Here is an 18057-nt window from a genome sequence, read left to right as displayed (position 1 = left end):
CCGAAGATTGAGGAACCTGCCATGGCACTGCCCCTGCTCGAAGATCACCGTGACCTGGCGGAAGCGGTAGCCGCATTCGCGAACCGCTTCGGTGGAATCGCCGACACGCGCAGCAACGTCAAGCGGTACGCCGCCGGTGATCGGCCGGACTCGTGGGATGGATTGGTCCGTCAGGGACTGCACGCAGTGCACCTGCCGGAGCAGTACGGCGGTGACGGGGCAGGTCTTGCCGAACTGGCGGTGGTAGTCGAGCAATTGGGTGATGCGCTTTACCCGGGACCGTACGTTCCGACGGTCATCGCCAGTGGGATCCTCGCAACAGCTGCCGGCCCGGCTGCGGAATCAATGCTGACCGAATTGGCTGCCGGTGCAACCGGAGCAGTCTGCACCGGCGTGGGATTGCGCGCGGCTCGCAGCGATGCAGGGTGGACCGTGAGCGGTTCTGCCGACCCGGCTCTAGGTCTACCCGGAGCCGATGTCGTTCTCGTGCAAGCGAACAGCGAAGACGGCGAGTTGTGGTTCCGGCTCGAGCAGTCGTCTTCCGCTGCGGTGGAGGTCGAAGACGGAGTGGATCTGACACGCTCGATCGGGACGCTGACGTTGACCGATCACAAGGTCGACGCTGGGCTGATCGTCGAAGGTCTCCAGGCGCACCGAGTCGAACTGATCGTCAACACGGTGTTGGCTGCGGAGGCGAGCGGTATCGCCGGGTGGGCGCTACGCACCGCGGTCGACTACGTGAAGTCCCGGCAGCAGTTCGGCCGTCCGGTCGGAAGCTTCCAGGCAGTTCAGCACAAGGCGGCCATGATGCTGGTCCGCTCCGAGATTGCCTGTGCCGCAGCGTGGGACGCAGCTCGGTCCGAAGAGCACGGCGAGGATCAGCAGAGACTTGTCTCGGCTCAAGCTGCGTTGGCCGCTTTGCCCGTCGGCATCGAGAACGCCCTCGAATGTGTCACGTTGCTCGGCGGAATCGGATTCACTTGGGAGCATGACGCGCATCTGTACTGGCGCCGGGCAATCAGTATCGCTGCGGTGGCGGGTTCCGAGGTGAAGTGGGCACACACGTTGGGAGACCGGTCCGCCGATTCGGAACGGGATTTCTCCTTTGTAGACCCGGACATGCTGCCTGAACTACGAGAGCAGGTTCGCAGGGTTCTGGACGAGGTTGCGCTGCTGCCCGACGACGGAACCACCAGCGCCAGTTGGGCGCCGGCCAAGGGGAGCGCTCGACGCGCCCGATTTGCCGACGCCAAACTGGTAGCCCCGCACTATCGGGCGCCGTACGGGCTGGGAGCAGGACCGAGAGAACAGGCCGTCATCGCACACGAATTCGCGATGCGAGGTTGGGCTCAACCGTCCACGGTGATCGGGGAATGGGTGCTGCCCACGATTCTCGAACACGGCAACGCCGAGCAGCAGGACAGGTTCGTCGAGCCTTCGCTGCGCGCCGACATCATCTGGTGCCAGCTGTTCAGTGAGCCGGGCGCGGGATCAGACCTGGCCGGTCTGAGCACGAAAGCGCGCAAGGTCGACGGTGGCTGGGTCCTGTCGGGTCAGAAAGTGTGGAACTCGGGCGCGCACGAGGCCGATTGGGGAGTATGCCTGGCGCGTTCCGACGCCGACGCTCCGAAACATCGTGGGCTGTCGTACTTCCTGGTCGACATGACCTCGAAAGGTGTCGACGTACGTCCGCTGAAACAAGCCACCGGTAAGTCGGAGTTCAACGAGGTATTCCTCGACGACGTCTTCGTCCCGGACGACTGCCTGGTGGCGGAGCCGGGGCAAGGGTGGAAGCTTGCTGCGACAACGCTGTCCAACGAACGCCTGAGTATGGGCAGCACGCTGCACCACGGTTCGAGTCGGCTGTTCCGTCAGGTTATCGCCGACGCGAGCCACGACTGCCCTCGCGAAGACGCAGTGGAGGGCCTCGGCCGCAGTATCTCTCGTGAGTTGGCACTGTCCGCGATGAATCTACGCGGGGTGTCGGCGCGACTGGCGGGTCAGGAACCGGGCGCCGAGATCAGCGTGTCGAAGGTGTACAACGCCCTGGCACAGCGTGAGGGCTCGCGGGATCTGTTGCGACTGCTCGGACCTCGTGCCGCCGTTGTCGACCCGTCGGCGAATTACGCGATAGACCACATCGGACTTCCCTCGATTCTGTTCGGCGGCGGAACCGTCGAAATTCAACTCAACGTCATCGCGCAGCGCGTACTCGGCCTGCCGCGTTCGTAGATCTTAGGAGTTTCACCATGTACTTGGATTTGTCGGAGGAGTCGAAGACTCTGCGCAAGGAATTGCGGGCGTACTTCGCGGAGATCATCAACGCCGAAGACCGCCGTGCTCTCGTGGATCAGACCGAAGGCGGCCCCGTCTTCGATCGCATTCTGCGCCGAATGGGTAAAGACGGTTGGCTGGGCTTGGGGTGGCCGGAGGAATTCGGCGGTCGGGGCGAGAACCCCGAAGCTCTGTACGTGTTCTACGACGAGGTGATTCGCGCCAATGCGCCGCTGTCGCTGGTCACGCTGAACACCGTCGGACCCGCTCTGATCAAGCATGGGACGCAAGCTCAGAAGGACTTCTTCCTGCGTCCGATTCTGGCGGGCGAACTGATCTTTGCCATCGGCTACACCGAACCCAATGCGGGCACCGATCTCGCGGCCCTCGAAACACGCGCCCGCATCGAGGGTGACGAGCTTGTCATCAACGGCAACAAGATCTTCACCAGCGCCGGTGTGTTTGCCGACTGGGTCTGGCTTGCCGTTCGCACCGATCCCGACGCGCCGACGCATCAGGGCATTTCCGTGGTCTTGGTACCGACCAATTCGCGGGGGTTCTCGGTCACCGAAATTCACACTGTGGGCGGAATCAGCACTTCGGCAACCTATTACGAAGATGTTCGGGTGCCGATCAGCAATGTCGTCGGTGAGCTCAATCAAGGGTGGAAGCTCATCACCAACCAGCTCAACCACGAACGTGTTGCCCTGGCAGCACGCGGTGGTATAGCCAACGAGCTCTTTGCCGAGGTGGTCGAATGGGCAAAGACCGAACCCGCCGGTGACGGCCACGTCTACGACATCGACTGGGTACGTGAGAAATTGGCGGAAGTCTACGCGCTGCTCAGTGCTGCCGACCTGATGAACCTGCGACTGGTGGCGGACGTCGCCGCCAACACCTTGGGCGGCGGGGATTCGGCCGCGGCCAAGATCTTCGGTACCGAAGCCGTCGTCAGTGCGTACGGCATGCTGCAGGAAGTGCTGGGCGCCAAGGGCTTACTGCGCCCCGGCACGCCCGGAGCGGTACTGGAAGGGCGGGTCGAGAACCTGGGTCGACGCGCCCAGAACAACACCTTCGGCGGTGGTACCAACGAAGTGATGCGTGAAATCGTCGCCGCAAAATGTCTGGGCATGGCGCTTGCTGCGCGTCGCCGACCCGCTGCACAGAACGAAAAGAGCTGACATGGAATTCGAATTCGACGACAACTTGTCCGCGGTGCGGGATCTGAGTGAATCGATCTTCTCGGCGAAGTCCGGAGTGGACCGCCTGCGGGAAGTGGAGGGCGCCGGCGGTTTCGACGCCGAACTGTGGAAGCTCCTCGCCGACTCCGACGTTCTGGGAATTCCTCTGCCAGAGGAAGTCGGGGGAGCGGGACTCGGAATGCTAGGCCTGGCAGCGGTGCTCGAACAACAAGGCCGCCGGGTCGCCCAGGTGCCGCTCTGGTCGGTGATTTCGACGGCAGCGCTGCCGATTGCCGAGTTCGGCAGTACGGAGCAGAAAGCGTCGTGGCTTCCGGGACTGCTCGACGGCTCGGTGATCGTCACCGGCGCCTTCGACACCGGCTACAACGCCGAGACGGCGGTTCGCGCCGAGCCGGCGCCTGACGGTTGGGTTCTGTCAGGCCGCGTCGACTCCGTGTCTGCCGCCGAGTTCGCTGCCGCACTGGTGGTTCCGGTGACGATGCCGGACGGCAGTGTCACCGTGATGATCGTGCCGACGGACCGGGACGCGCTGGTGCGTACACCGCTTGCGGTGACGAACCGCGAGAGCAACAGCGCTGTGCAGTTCGACGGGGTTGCGGTTACTGCAGCTGACGCACTTCCCGCGGACGGCGCGGTGGTTCGAGACTGGACGTTACGACGTGCGCGGGTCGCTCTGGCGGCCCTGGCTACCGGCGTCTGCGAGGAAGCGCTGGCGATGACGGCGAAATACACCTCCGAGCGAGTGCAATTCGGTCGTCCACTCTCGACCAACCAGGCAGTTGCCGTCCGGGCCGCCGACGCGTACCTCGACACCGAGAGCACCAGATTGACCACCCACCGCGCTGCCTGGCTGATGGACAGCGGAGTCGAGAGTGAAGCGGAAGCAGCGGCGCTGGTCGCCAAATGGTGGGCGTCGCGTGGCGGTTTGCGCGTGGTGCACGCGACCCAGCACATGCACGGCGGAATCGGTGCGGATGTCGACTATCCGATTCACCGCTATTTCCTGTGGGGACGGCAGATCGCCTTCACTTTGGGGAGCGCGGGGGCGATAGGCGCCGAACTCGCCGATCAGTTGGAGATCCGAGCCCAGATCGGGGCGTCGGCGTGAATATCTGAGACGACAGGTTCCAGTCACGGGCAGCGCGTCGGCAATCATCGCGCTACTCTGCCCTTCGTGAATCGCACCAGTTCGTTCATCAGGCCGTTGGTTCCGCGGGACCCGCACGAGCCGCACCGGGTGGCGACGCCGCTCGAACTGCTCACCGACCTCTGCTTCGTCGTGGCGGTCGCTCAAGCGGCCACCGGTCTGCACCACGCGATCAGCGAAGGGCATGCGGCTTCGGGCGTCGGGCACTTCGCGATGGCTTTCTTCGCGATCTGGTGGACGTGGCTGAATTTCACGTGGTTCACCTCGGCGTACGACAACGACGACGGAATCGCCAGGCTGCTGACCATATTCCAGATCCTCGGATCGCTGGTCCTTGCAGCCGGCATCGTCCGCTTCTTCAACGACGACGCCCTGCTGATCATCGTCGGCTACGTCATCATGCGAATAGCACTGGTCATCCAATGGCTCAGGGTCTCGCGGAACGACCCCGAGCATGCGCTCACGGCGCGTCGATACGCTCTCGGAATCGTGTTGGTCCAGATCGGTTGGATCGGTTTCTACTTCGTGCCGTCCGCCGTTTACGTCCCGACGTTCCTGGTGTTGGTTCTGTGCGAATTCGCGGTACCGATCTGGTCGGAGAAGCCGGGCATGACGCCGTGGCACCCGCATCACATCGCGGAGCGGTACTCGTTGTTCTTCATCATCGTTCTGGGCGAGACGATCCTTTCGACCACCATCGCGATTCAGGACGCCGTGGACGGTGAGCATCCGGCAGCGCAGGTCACCTACGTCGTGATCGGCGGCATTCTGATTGTCTTCAGCCTGTGGTGGTTGTACTTCCAACGCAATGCAGGCGAAGTGATCGGCGGTGACAACGTCTCACCCTTCGTCTGGGGGTTCGGTCACTACTTCATCTTCGCCGCCGCTGCCGCCATCGGTGCGGGGTTGGCCTCGCGCGTCGACTTCTGGACTCATCACGGTGACGGCAGCGCGTTGGTGACGGGTGCTGCCGTCACCGTTCCGGTCGCGGTCATCCTTGCCGCCTTGTGGTTCATCCACATTCGACTACACGACTCCTCGGTACGCACCCTCGTGCCGTTCTCGGTCGCGATAGTCGTCGTGCTCGGTGGTACCTACACCGCGGTGCCCGAACTGGTCGCGGGACTGGCCTGCGCCGCGCTGTTGGCCGTGGAACTGATTCTGACCGAGGGCAAATCCGAAACCGTCTGAGCGCTCATTCGGCGGCAAGGAATATCGCCTTGGTGACGGCGACGGTTTCCAACGGTCCCTTCGACGGTCCGACCAGCACGGTCCACCGATCTTCGGAACGATCGATCGGATAGGTGTTTTCGGCCCACACGATGGGGGTATCCGCCCCTTGCCCTCGGCAGGAGTAGGCGCCCGCCAGACGGGGGTCGGATTCGGTAGAGGGCCACGAACCGCCGTGTCGGACGCGGCAGAGAAGACCGTTCTCGAGTTCGAGCCCGAAGGGAGTCGGGTCGGCGGGCGGCGGATAGGCCTCGACGCCGTCGACTCCCCGAGCGGTGATCAGTTCTGTTCCCCAGGGAAATTGCAGGCAGAGAATCGAATCGGGCTCCGGACCGGGCCAACACGCGTCCGCCCCGTCTGCGGTGCTTCCGCAGGTGATGACTCCCGGCGTGACAGCCGACTGTGATGCTGCGTAGCACTCGCTGATCTTCATGGCCGGCGTTTGGACGCTCCAACCGGATTTGGGTTTGCCGGAACCGTCGACGGCAACAAGATTCACGATCTCGGTCGGGGTACCGCCTGCCGATGATCCCGCAGTCGCAGGCAAGCATCGGCAGAGGACTATGCGGGTGATCGTTCCCTCATCCGCCTTCTTGCCTTCGGGTGTGAAGGTGATGCGATAGCCGGTTCCCGCTTCGGTGTCGGCCGGAAAGACTGCGACGGATTCCCCGTCGGAATTGGTTGTGGCAGTGAAGGGACCGTAAAGTTCGGCGGCACGCTGCATCTTCTGGCCGACGGTCAGTCCGTCCAGTGTGGCAGCGCCGGTCCGGGGCGCGATTTCGACGAGAACGCCGTCGGTGAAGGTCAATTCGCAGTCCTGCCACTGGACGACCACTGTTCCGGTCTTCGATACCGGCGCAAGGTCGCCGGCGGCTTTCCGCGTTTCCTCCTCCGTCATGCCGATCCGAAGGTTGCGGAAGCCGCTGGTGGAGAGTCGCTCCCGTGCGGATTCGGGATCCGAGGCAACCGCCAGTCGTGCGGTGAGTTGCGCCGCGTTGGCAGCGTCGATCGCCATGCCCCCGGTTGCGTCGGCGATGCACTTCAGCTGGGCGGACGCAGCGGCGTCGAGCTTGAATCCGATGGTGTGGATGGTCAGGTCAGGATCGTGGGGCATCGCTTGGGTGGACTCACACGGAGGTTCGGTCGAGCAGGTGTCCTCCCCGTCGGAGACGAGGATGATCGTGCGCTCACCATCGGCGGGGAGTGCGGCGGCGGCTTGTTGAAGCGCAGCCATGATCGGCGTGTATCCCGACGCGGACAGCCCGTCGATTCCCGCTGCGAATGCATTTCGATCGAGTGGTCCGAGTGGCACGACGGTCTTGATGTCGCGGCAACCCGCGACCTTCTCGGCGTCGCTGCTACCCGTGGCGGTGCCGTACGCGATCAGACCGAGCGCAGCATCGTCTGGGAGGCCACTGACGAGAGTGTGAATCGCGTTCTTGGCGGCATCGATTCGAGGACCGGGAGCGTCGTCCTGCTTCATCGACCCCGAGGCGTCCAGCACGATGACGGTAGGCGCCGTTGCGCTCGCTTCTGAAGCCGGATCAGCAGTGACACTTACCTGCTGGGTCCCGCCTGCTTCTTTGGGCCCGCCACTGCCCTGCGTCGAACACCCGACGGCAATGATCGCAGTCGCCGCAATACAGATCGCCACACGAAGACGCATGGAACGAGGCTACGAGCTGACGTGGCCGGTCAACAGTCGTCCGAACGGACGACACTGGCTCAGCGAATCGCGAGTCGCTCCTTGCGGAGCTTGTCGACCTCGGGCAGATGCAGGGGTTCAAGCTCGTTCACACCCAAGGCGCGCATGAGCAGGAGGTCCGCGAGTTCGGGGTTGCGAGCCAAAGCGGGTCCGTGCATGTACGTCCCGATCACCGAACCCTGCACGACGCCTTCGAATCCGTCGCCGACGCCGTTTCCGACACCATGGGTGACACGTGCGAATCCAGAGGCTGAGCTACCCAGAGTTGTTCCGCCGCGGTGATTCTCGAAACCTGAGAGGGGCGCGGTGAGTCCGTCGATCAGCGGCTTCGTGATGACTTCGCCGATGGAACGCTTCTCCTGCGGCGAGGTTGTGACGTCGAGCATCGAGACACCGTCGACGCGTTCGCCGCTGGAGGTTTCGTACCAGTTGCCGAGCACCTGAATGGCAGCGCAGATCGCCAGAACCGGTGCGCCACGCTCGGCGGCGCGTTGCAGACCAGGGTATTTCGCGAGGTGACGCGTTGCGAGGCGCTGAGCGGAATCCTCGGCGCCACCCAACGTGTACACGTCGAGCGAATCGGGGACCGGATCGCTGAGGGTGATGTCCACGATTTCGGCGTCGTAGCCGCGCATCCGCAGGCGCTGACGCAGGATCAGGGCATTGCCGCCGTCGCCGTAGGTGCCCATGACGTCGGGGAGTACCAGACCGATGCGAACTGTCGAGTCAGACATTGCGAGACTCCTTCGCGATGGCAGTGTTGAGGTCACGGAAGGCCGTGTAGTTCGCCAGTACCTCCACACGTCCGGGAGGGCAGGAAGCGATGGCGCGCAACGGGTCCGGGTCGAGAGTGTGCTCGACGCCCGCGTACGTGAGGCGAACTGCCAGATCTGTTCCGCGTTCACCGGCGGCCACTACCTTGACACCTTCGAAGTGCTCGAACTTCACGTCCCACAGCCAGGAGAGGTCCTCGCCGTCCGGCACCTGACCGTTCACCGCGATGACCAGACCGTCCACCGTGGGATCGATCATCGACAGCGCTTCCTGCCAGCCGGCGGGATTCTTCGCGAGCAGCATGTGAACGGAGTGCGGTCCGACCTCGACGGTGCTGTATCGACCCGCGACTTCTTGAACCGTCGATGCGGCGGCAACTGCCCCGACCGGATCTGCACCCAAAGCCGCTGCAGCCGCTACGGCCTGAGATGCGTTGCCGCGGTTGGCTTTTCCGGGGAGGGTCAACGTCATCGGAATCTTCAGGCCGTCGGGGCCGTAGAGATTGTCGTCGTCGAGCCACCAGGTCGGCTCGGGCCGCGCGAAGTCGGAACCGGTACTGCGCCAGTGCTTTCCCTCCCACACGATGGGTTCGCCGGTGCGCGGGCAGCTGACGGAATCGCCGGCCCAACCGCCGCCGGCAGCAACCCACACGACGTTGGTGGCGTCGTATGCCACGGAGGTGACCAGTACGTCGTCGCAGTTGGCGACGATCACCGCATTCGGATGCGCGTTGACGCACGCGCGCAGTTTCCGTTCGATCATGTTGATCTCGCCGACCCGGTCGAGCTGATCGCGGCTGAGATTCAGCAGCACGATCACTTCCGGGTTCACGGCGTCGGCTACGTGGGGGACGTGCAGTTCGTCGACCTCGAGTGCCGCCAGCGTCGCATCGGTACGCGCGGCCAGGGCGGCCACGATCCCGGCATCCATGTTGGCGCCGTCGGCCTGCGTGGCGACGTCACCGAGTGTCGCGAGCGCTGCGGCGGTCATACGCGTGGTCGTCGACTTGCCGTTGGTGCCGGTGACCACGACGGTGCGCTTGCCGCGTCCGAGCTGAGTCATGAGCGTCGGGTCGATCTTGAGGGCGATCAGCCCGCCGATCATCGAACCCTTGCCGCGACCGGCCTTCTGCGATGCCCAAGATGCTGCTGCGGCAGCTCGCATGGCGAGCTTTCCGCGCGCTGTGATCGATAGTCCAGTTCCCACGGCCCGAGTTTGGCACAGGGCGTCGTCAGACGCCGAGTCGCGCCGGTGGTGAGGCTGCAGGTGTGTCCGAGAAAACAGTGTTCGCGGGCTTACGTCTCATCTGTGCGGCGCTCGCTCCGGCGATCACGATGACCGCCCCGACCAGTGACAACGGGCTCGGATCCTCGTGCAGGAACAGCCAGGACGCGCCGATTCCCACGACTGGCACCAGCAAGGAGAGCGGCGCCACCATGCCGGCGGGATAGCGGCCCATGAGCATCGTCCAGAGCCCGGATCCGGCGATGGTGCCGAGCAGAATGATGTAGGCCAGCCCGACCAGCGACGGCCAGGCGTCGGCGCTGAATGCGGTGCCGAGTGCGTGCCAGCCGACTGTGGGGCCTTCGACCACGGCTGACAGAGCGAGCATCGGTAACGGCGGGATGACACACATCCACAACATCAAGCGCATCGGTGCAGGCTCGCCGACGGTGTTTGCCGCAGCCAAGCGGCTGCCGAGATTGCCGAACGCCCAGGACAGGCCGCCGAGGAGTGTGAGGACGACGGGCAGCAGTGCCGCGTGGTGCGAGCGGTCCCAGCCGATCAAGGACATCCCGCCAACGGCGACGGCGATACCGGAGACCTGCCAGACGCTGAGCTTCTCGCGGAGCAGGAAAGCGCCGAGTAGGACGGTGAACGGTGCTGACGACTGCAGGACAAGTGATGCAAGGCCCGTCGGCATCCCCGAATGCATCGCCCAGAAGAGGAAGACGAACTGGCCGAATCCGAAACCGAATCCGTAGAGCAGCAGCCAGCGGAGCGGCACCTGTGGACGCGGCACGAAGATGACCACCGGAATCGCGATGATCAGAAACCGCAGCGCTGCGAAGAAGAACGGCGGGAAATGATCCAGGCCGACGCGAATGGCCAGGAAGTTCAGACCCCACAAGACGATCACGGTCAGGCCGAGGAGACGGTCGCGGGGAGTCATGCGTTAATCGTGAGCCTTACTAATCATCAGAACAAGCGAATATAGATGCACTATCCATGTAGTTTTGCTACATGGATATTCGTCACCGTATGGATGCCACGCGCTTGCGAATCCTCCGCGAGCTCGCCGACCGAGGAACCGTCGGCGCTACTGCTCTCGCCCTCTCGATGACGCCGTCCGCCGTCTCGCAACAACTCAAGATCCTCGGACGAGAAGCGGGGGTCTCGCTCCTCGAACCGGACGGGCGCACGCTGCGCCTCACCGACGCGGGCAGAGCGCTGGTGCTTCGCGCCGACGACGTGGTGGCGGCGCTAGACCGGGCGGCGGACGAGATGGCGTCGTACCGAGGCTCGCCGCGGGGAAAGGTGCGAGTCGCGTTCTTTCCCTCCGGCGCGGCGCTCCTGCTGCCCGGTGTCCTGACGGCGCTGAAGAACTCGGACGTGGACATCGACGCCTACGACGTCGACAAACCGGCGTCCGCTGTCCCTGGGCTGTTGGCCGATCACGATGTGATCCTCACCCACCGTGACGAACGCGGAGCCGAGACGTCGTTTCCCCGGGTCAGCGTGCAACCGCTGATGCGTGAACCGATCGATCTGGTGCTGCGGCCTGATCATCCCTCGCCGAGCAGGATTCGGTCCGGCTGGAACAATTGGCCGACGAGAACTGGATAAGCGTGCGCGGCGGGTTTCCGGTCGACGACGTTCTGCTGTCGGTTGCGTCGGTAACCGGCGTCCAGCCTCGCGTCGCTCATCGGATAAACGATTTCCGCGTCATCGAAGAGCTGGTGGCGGCGGGCCACGGCGTGGCTTTGATGCCGCGATACGCGATCACGCATCCCGGAGTGTCGAGGAAACCGGTGGCGGGAGTGCGCGCTGCACGAGTTTATGAATTGGCGACTCGGTTACACGCCAACCGCAGTCCGGCTATCGGAGTCGTGCTCGACGCCTTTCGTGACGTCGCGCGTGCTGTCGGTGAATGAAGGCTGTCGGTGAATGAAGGGCCGTTGGTGAATGAACGGCTGTCGGTGAATGAGCAGCTGTTGGTGAATGAACACAAAACGGGAGCGACACGATTAGTGTCGCTCCCGTTTCGGTAGTGCAATCCTCACGGTTTAGTGAGGGCCGCTTAGTGAGGGCCGGTATCAGGCGAGAGCCTTGGCCTTCAGTGCTGCGAATTCTTCTTCACTGATGGTGCCGGCGTCGAGAAGTGCCTTTGCATCTGCGATGGATTCGGCCGGGGACTTTCCGGCAACCTCACGGATGTAGCTGTCCTGTGCGTTCTTGACCTGCTGCGCAGCCTCGAGGGACCGCTGTGCCATTCCGTCACTGCGAACGATCAGGTAGACGAGCGAGGTGAGCAGCGGAATGAAGAACAGGAAGACGATCCAGATTGCCTTCACCCAGCCGGAGGTCTTGTGATCGCGGAACAGGTCGGTGATGATCGAGAAGAGCAGGATCAAGTACGCGATGAACGCGAAGCTGATGATGATCAGCCAGAGGAAGTCCCAAAAGGAATCCATTGTCGAGCTCCATTTCACAAGTCGGATTTGTCTGAGCTGACTATCTCACGCGCACGTGGCGTCTGCATCATCCTCGATGGGTGAATTCTTTTTGTTAACTTCGCTAACCGACTCTTTCGGGACCAATGTCATGCCGAATCGAAAACATCGACCGAAAATCTTCAGTGCTCTGAAAACGGCCCTGGCCCCACCCGAAAATCGGGTGAGACCAGGGATTGTTCACGAGTCAGGAGCTGAGTGTCAGCTGGCGCGGTTCACTGCCGAGACCACAGCGCGCAGCGAGGCCGTCGTGATCGACGTGGCGATACCCACACCCCAGACGACGGTGCTCTGACCCTCCGGGCCCGTCACGGCGCACTCGACGTAGGCCGCGGCCTGGGCGTCGTCACCGGCGGACATCGCGTGCTCGGAGTAGTCGAGGACACGAACGTCGAAGTTGATGCTTCCCAGCGCGTCGACGAAGGCAGCGAGCGGGCCGTTGCCGGTTCCCGAGATCTCCTGCTCCTTGCCGTTCACCTTGACGATCGCGGTGATCGCATCGGTGCCGCCGTCCTCCTCGGACGCGGTGACCTTCTGCTTCATGCGCTCGAGCGGGGTGATGGGAGCGAGGTACTCCTCGTGGAAGACATCCCACATTTCCTTCGGCGAGACCTCGCCGCCCTCGCCGTCGGTGATCTTCTGGACCGACTGCGAGAACTCGACCTGCAGACGACGCGGCAGCACCAGACCGTGATCGGCCTTCATGATGTATGCGACGCCGCCCTTGCCGGACTGCGAGTTCACACGGATGACGGCCTCGTAGCTGCGGCCGACGTCCTTCGGGTCGATCGGCAGGTAGGGGACCTGCCAGAGAATGTCGTCGACGTCGGAGTTCTGGCTGTCGGCGTCGACCTTCATGGCGTCGAGGCCCTTGTTGATCGCGTCCTGGTGGCTGCCGGAGAACGCGGTGTAGACCAGGTCGCCGCCGTACGGATGACGCTCGTGGACGGGCAGCTGGTTGCAGTACTCGACCGTGCGACGGATCTCGTCGATGTTCGAGAAATCGATCTGCGGATCGACGCCGCGCGTGAACATGTTCAGAGCGAGAGTGACCAGGCAGACGTTGCCGGTGCGCTCACCGTTGCCGAACAGGCAGCCTTCGATGCGGTCCGCGCCGGCCTGGTAGCCCAGCTCGGCTGCAGCGACACCCGTGCCGCGGTCGTTGTGGGGGTGCAGCGACAGGATGACCGAATCGCGGCGGGCCAGGTTGCGGTGCATCCACTCGATGGAGTCGGCATACACGTTGGGTGTCGCCATCTCGACGGTGGCGGGCAGGTTCAGGATGACCGGGTTGGCCGGCGTCGCACCCAGGGTTTCGGTGACGGCGTCACATACTTCCTTGGCGTACTCGAGCTCGGTGCCGGTGTAGGACTCGGGCGAGTATTCCCAGCGCCAGTTCGTGTCCGGGTACTTCTTCGACTCGGCGAGGACCAGTTCGGCGGCGTCGGTGGCGATCTTCTTGATCGTGTCCTTGTCGGCGCGGAATACGACGCGGCGCTGCAGAATCGAGGTGGAGTTGTAGAAGTGCACGATCGCGTTCTCGGCACCTTCACAGGCCTCGAACGTGCGCTTGATCAGCTCGGGACGCGACTGCGTCAGCACCTGGATGGTGACGTCGGACGGGATGGCGCCGTCCTCGATGATCTCGCGAACGAAATCGAAGTCCGTCTGGCTCGCGGACGGGAAGCCGACCTCGATCTCCTTGTAGCCCATACGAACCAGGAGATCGAACATACGACGCTTGCGCGCCGGGCTCATCGGATCGATCAGCGCCTGGTTGCCGTCGCGCAGGTCAACGGCACACCACTGGGGTGCTCGGTCGATGATCTTGTCCGGCCAGGTGCGGTCGGGCAGCGTGACCGTCTCGACCTCTTCGGCGAACGGGCGGTAGCGGAACGTCGGCATCGACGAGTTCTTCTGCGTGTTCCACGCAGGCTGGTCGGACGGTGCCGGCTTCGTGGGCGGGGTGATGGTGCGAGTGCCGGTGGTGAATGCGTCAGCGGGGGACATGGGTGTGATCTCCAGGATTGTGGACCCGGCCTGTTGACCTGTTGGTCAAGACCATGAGTCCGGAAGGCTTGGTCGACCGGCGCACAAAAACCCCGCGGCGGGAGGCCAGTCTGGATCAGACCCCGTCGCGGCAACCAAGAAGGAGTGCGCGCTGCATGCACAGCACTCTACTCCTGGATTTCGCGAGAAATCGGTGGGGTTCGCCCTCATGTCCAATTTGTCGCCGAATTGTGCTGCCGTTTCGGCCCCGAAAATGGTGGACTGTCGTCCATGGATCCCCGAATCGCCGTGGCGAGCGCGTACCTCGACGCGCTCCGCAGTCACGATGGCAGTTCCGTACCGCTGGCTCCGGACGCGGTACGCCACGAGGTCGGGCTCAAGACCGGATTTTCGGGGAATCATTTGCGGCGCAGCCTTTCCGGAGGTCCTCAGTATCGCGTGATCCGCGACATTCGTGAGGTGGAGTGGACGGTCGACGGGGACGACCTGACGGCTGACTACCTCCTCGACGCCGGGTTGTTCGGGCGGAACCTGATGACCGTTCGGGTTACCGAGACCTTCCGGATACCCGCTGACGATCACCGCATTCACCACATCACCGCGAAGATTCGACCGGCGCGCGCCAAGCACACGTGATGCGCTCGATCCGCTGGATCGTCTGTTCACTGCTGATCGTTCTCGCTGGTCTCGGTGCTGCCGGCTCGGTGCTCGCGCTGTTCGTCCACACCCAGGTGAACGACACCGACAGTTACGTCGAGACGGTTGCCCCGTTGGCTTCCGAACCTGCTGTCCAAGCGGCTGTCGTTGATCGGCTGACCGAGGAACTGACGCAGCGGTTGGACCGGTTTCCGCAGGTGGTGACGAGACAAGCCGAGAAACTTGTTCGGGAGGCGGCTCAGTCGTTGGTCTCCAGCGACCAGTTCGCGACGCTCTGGACCGCGGCCAACCGTCAGGCGCACGCGCAACTTGCTGCGATGGTGACCGGCAGAGCCACCGACGGCATCGTTCGGTCCGACGACAGCGGAACAGTCACCTTGTCCCTCGAGCCGATCATGACAGAACTGCGGACGAACCTCCGCGATCGCGGATTCACCGTCGTCGATCGTCTTCCGACGTTCGATCCGCAGTTCGAGATCCTGCAATCCGACGAGCTGGTGCGGGCCCAGGACCTCTCGAACACTCTCGACCGGGCAGCGGCCTGGCTGCCGTGGGTGTCGCTGGCCTGTGCGATCGCGGCCGTCGCAGTTGCGCCGAGGCGAATGCGCGCACTGTCCCTGGTCGGGCTGGCGACGGCGGTGGCGATGATCGCCCTGTTGGTGGCGCTGGCCGTCGTGCGGCGAGTCTATTTACAGAATTCAGACATACCGTCATCTGAGGCGGCAGTCGCGGTGTACGACGCGCTGGCAGTTTCGCTGGTCAGCAGTATCCGCGTGCTTCTCGCCTGCGGAGTTGCCGTCACGGTGGTCGGTTACGTTGCCGGTGGCTCGCGTTCTGCGACGTTGATGCGATCGCGGATCTCGCAACTGATCCCGCGCGGATCTGAGGCGAACAGCAGTACGCATCGGGAAGTCCCAGGACCACCTCGGTAAGCTCGACCTCTGGTATCTGTAAACAATTTCGACCTGGAGGTAGAAACGCGTGGCTCTCGTCGTCCAGAAGTACGGCGGATCCTCGGTGGCAACCGCCGAGCGCATCCGACGAGTCGCTGAACGGATCGTCGAGACCAAGAAGGCCGGCAATGATGTCGTCGTCGTGGTGTCAGCGATGGGCGATACCACCGATGAGCTGCTCGATCTGGCTCAGCAGGTGTGCCCTTCCCCGCCGGCCCGTGAAATGGACATGCTGCTGACCTCGGGTGAGCGCATCTCCAACTCCTTGGTAGCGATGGCAATTCACTCCCTCGGCGCCGAAGCTCGTTCGTTCTCGGGCTCACAAGCCGGAGTCATCACGACCGGCAGCCACGGAAACGCCAAGATCATCGACGTCACGCCGGGCCGTGTTCGCACTGCGCTGGACGAAGGCTCGATCGTTCTGGTCGCCGGATTCCAAGGCGTCAGCCAGGACAGCAAGGACATCACGACGCTCGGACGCGGTGGCTCGGACACCACTGCCGTGGCGTTGGCAGCTGCACTCAACGCTGACGTCTGCGAGATCTACACCGACGTCGACGGCGTTTTCTCCGCCGATCCGCGCATCGTCCCCGACGCTCACCGCCTCGAGACGGTTTCCTTCGAGGAAATGCTCGAACTCGCAGCGTGTGGTGCGAAGGTGCTCATGCTCCGGTGCGTCGAGTACGCCCGTCGTTACAACGTGCCTGTGCACGTCCGTTCGTCATACACCACCAAGCCCGGAACAATCGTGTCCGGATCGATGGAGGACATTCCTGTGGAAGAGGCCCTGATCACCGGAGTCGCGCACGATCGCGGCGAAGCCAAGATCACCGTTGTCGGATTGCCGGACACACCGGGACACGCTGCCAAGGTGTTCCGCGCAGTCTCCGATGCCGAGATCAACATCGACATGGTGCTGCAGAACATCTCCAAGGTGGAGACCAACAAGACGGACATCACCTTCACGCTTCCGACGGCCGACGGCCCCCGCGCCGTCGAGATCCTGACCAAGCGTCAGGAAGACATCGGCTTCACGCAGATCTTGTTCGACGACCACATCGGCAAGGTTTCCCTGGTCGGCGCCGGAATGCGGAGCCACCCGGGCGTCACCGCCACGTTCTGCGAGGCGCTGGCCAAGGCAGACATCAACATCGACCTCATCTCGACCTCTGAGATCCGCATCTCAGTGCTGGTCAAGGACACCGAATTGGACGACGCTGTACGTGTCATCCACGACGCTTTCGGGCTCGGTGGCGAAGAAGAAGCAGTAGTACACGCTGGAACGGGACGGTAATTTCTCATGACGACTATCGCTGTTGTCGGTGCGACCGGTCAGGTCGGCATCGTCATGCGCACTTTGCTCGAAGAGCGGAACTTCCCCGCGGACAAGGTGCGGTTCTTCGCATCTGCACGCTCCGCCGGTAAGAAGCTGCCCTTCCGCGGCGAAGAGATCATCGTCGAGGATGCGGCCGCCACATCGGATGAGGACCTGAAGGGCATCGACATCGCCCTGTTCTCAGCCGGTGCGACGCTCTCGCGCGCCCAGGCTCCGCGCTTCGCTGCTGCCGGCGCGACCGTTGTCGACAACTCTTCGGCATGGCGCAAGGATCCCGAGGTTCCCCTCGTGGTGAGCGAGGTCAACCCGCAGGACACGAAGAACCTGGTCAAGGGCATTATCGCGAACCCCAACTGCACCACCATGGCAGCGATGCCGGTGCTGAAGGTTCTGCACGACGAAGCCGGTCTGCAGCGTCTGATCGTCTCCAGCTACCAGGCCGTGTCCGGTAGCGGCATCGCCGGCGTCGAGGAACTCCTCGGCCAGGTGCGCGCCGTAGTCGGAGACGCGGAGAAGCTGGTTCACGACGGCAGTGCCGTCGACTTCCCGGCCCCGAACAACTACGTCGCCCCCATCGCGTTCAACGTCCTGCCGCTGGCAGGTTCGCTGGTCGACGACGGAAGCGGCGAGACCGACGAGGATCAGAAGCTCCGCAACGAGAGCCGCAAGATCCTCGGACTTCCCGATCTGTTGGTTTCGGGTACGTGCGTGCGCGTTCCCGTCGTGACCGGGCACTCGCTCGCGATCAACGCAGAGTTCGCCAACCCGCTCTCGGTTGCTCGCGCCAAGGAGATCCTCGCCGACGCTCCGGGCGTCGAGCTGGTCGAGGTTCCGACGCCGCTGGCCGCTGCCGGTGGCAACGCGTCGCTGGTCGGTCGTATCCGTCAGGATCCGGGTGTCCCGGAGGGACGCGGACTCGCGCTCTTCGTTTCGGGCGACAACCTGCGTAAGGGTGCCGCGCTCAACACGATTCAGATTGCCGAGCTGTTGGTCGGCTAGATCTTTCGTTCGGTACCGGCCCCGCACCTAGGTGTG

At 63.6% G+C, this 18057-nt stretch carries 14 protein-coding genes and 1 pseudogene; 9 read left to right on the top strand and 6 right to left on the bottom strand.

Going from position 1 to position 18057, the window contains the following annotated elements:
• Positions 1–21 precede the first annotated feature (21 nt).
• From ABIE52_RS19790 to ABIE52_RS19775, 4 genes are all read left to right on the top strand, one after another.
• On the top strand, positions 22–2232 hold the full coding sequence (locus ABIE52_RS19790) for an acyl-CoA dehydrogenase family protein (RefSeq protein ID WP_192712895.1): 2211 nt from the start codon (positions 22–24) through the stop codon (positions 2230–2232).
• A 17-nt stretch (positions 2233–2249) separates the two neighbouring features.
• Positions 2250–3455 (top strand): acyl-CoA dehydrogenase family protein, encoded by a 1206-nt coding sequence (locus ABIE52_RS19785; RefSeq protein WP_192712896.1) that lies wholly within the window; start codon positions 2250–2252, stop codon positions 3453–3455.
• A 1-nt stretch (position 3456) separates the two neighbouring features.
• Entirely contained in the window at positions 3457–4584 is a 1128-nt protein-coding gene (locus ABIE52_RS19780; protein ID WP_192712897.1) for an acyl-CoA dehydrogenase family protein, read from the top strand.
• 66 nt (positions 4585–4650) lie between these two features.
• Positions 4651–5814, top strand: a complete 1164-nt coding sequence (locus ABIE52_RS19775; protein WP_047271595.1) for a low temperature requirement protein A — start codon at positions 4651–4653, stop codon at positions 5812–5814.
• Between the two features lie 4 nt (positions 5815–5818).
• Here ABIE52_RS19775 and ABIE52_RS19770 read toward each other — a convergent pair whose 3' ends face one another.
• Genes ABIE52_RS19770 through ABIE52_RS19755 form a run of 4 tightly spaced genes read right to left on the bottom strand, consistent with a single transcriptional unit; the run spans position 5819 to position 10505 of the window.
• On the bottom strand, positions 5819–7519 hold the full coding sequence (locus tag ABIE52_RS19770; RefSeq protein ID WP_007731512.1) for a vWA domain-containing protein: 1701 nt from the start codon (positions 7517–7519) through the stop codon (positions 5819–5821).
• 59 nt (positions 7520–7578) lie between these two features.
• A complete protein-coding gene (locus tag ABIE52_RS19765) occupies positions 7579–8292 on the bottom strand; it encodes a type 1 glutamine amidotransferase (protein ID WP_007731510.1) in 714 nt (237 codons plus the stop codon).
• Complete coding sequence (locus tag ABIE52_RS19760; protein ID WP_192712898.1) at positions 8285–9538, bottom strand: Mur ligase family protein; 1254 nt, start codon at positions 9536–9538, stop codon at positions 8285–8287. The genes ABIE52_RS19765 and ABIE52_RS19760 overlap by 8 nt, the downstream gene beginning before the upstream one ends.
• Before the next feature lie 25 nt (positions 9539–9563).
• Positions 9564–10505, bottom strand: a complete 942-nt coding sequence (locus ABIE52_RS19755; RefSeq protein WP_003943484.1) for an EamA family transporter — start codon at positions 10503–10505, stop codon at positions 9564–9566.
• Between the two features lie 89 nt (positions 10506–10594).
• Here ABIE52_RS19755 and ABIE52_RS19750 point away from each other — a divergent pair.
• A pseudogene (locus ABIE52_RS19750) lies at positions 10595–11487 on the top strand (LysR family transcriptional regulator).
• A 162-nt stretch (positions 11488–11649) separates the two neighbouring features.
• Here the strand turns inward: ABIE52_RS19750 and ABIE52_RS19745 are convergent.
• Entirely contained in the window at positions 11650–12027 is a 378-nt protein-coding gene (locus ABIE52_RS19745) for a PLDc N-terminal domain-containing protein (RefSeq protein ID WP_003943489.1), read from the bottom strand.
• A 240-nt stretch (positions 12028–12267) separates the two neighbouring features.
• The gene (gene leuA, locus ABIE52_RS19740) at positions 12268–14076 is read right to left on the bottom strand and encodes a 2-isopropylmalate synthase (protein WP_003943488.1); all 1809 of its coding nucleotides are present in this window, start codon (positions 14074–14076) and stop codon (positions 12268–12270) included.
• Positions 14077–14346: 270 nt separating this feature from the next.
• On the opposite strand from leuA, the gene ABIE52_RS19735 reads away from it, so the two are divergent.
• The 4 genes from ABIE52_RS19735 to ABIE52_RS19720 are packed head-to-tail and all read left to right on the top strand — an operon-like array spanning position 14347 to position 18021.
• On the top strand, positions 14347–14712 hold the full coding sequence (locus ABIE52_RS19735) for a DUF8021 domain-containing protein (RefSeq protein ID WP_095969631.1): 366 nt from the start codon (positions 14347–14349) through the stop codon (positions 14710–14712).
• Positions 14712–15665, top strand: a complete 954-nt coding sequence (locus ABIE52_RS19730; RefSeq protein WP_007731502.1) for a hypothetical protein — start codon at positions 14712–14714, stop codon at positions 15663–15665. The genes ABIE52_RS19735 and ABIE52_RS19730 overlap by 1 nt, the downstream gene beginning before the upstream one ends.
• 49 nt (positions 15666–15714) lie before the next feature.
• Positions 15715–16980, top strand: a complete 1266-nt coding sequence (locus ABIE52_RS19725) for an aspartate kinase (protein WP_003943494.1) — start codon at positions 15715–15717, stop codon at positions 16978–16980.
• A 6-nt stretch (positions 16981–16986) separates the two neighbouring features.
• Positions 16987–18021, top strand: a complete 1035-nt coding sequence (locus tag ABIE52_RS19720) for an aspartate-semialdehyde dehydrogenase (protein WP_042447794.1) — start codon at positions 16987–16989, stop codon at positions 18019–18021.
• The last annotated feature ends 36 nt before the right edge of the window (positions 18022–18057 follow it).

It is taken from the genome of Rhodococcus sp. OAS809, from assembly GCF_040546695.1.
GTDB lineage: Bacteria > Actinomycetota > Actinomycetes > Mycobacteriales > Mycobacteriaceae > Rhodococcus_F > Rhodococcus_F qingshengii.
The sequence above is the reverse complement of the archived record's forward strand: the minus strand, read 5'-3'. Positions and strand labels throughout refer to the sequence as shown.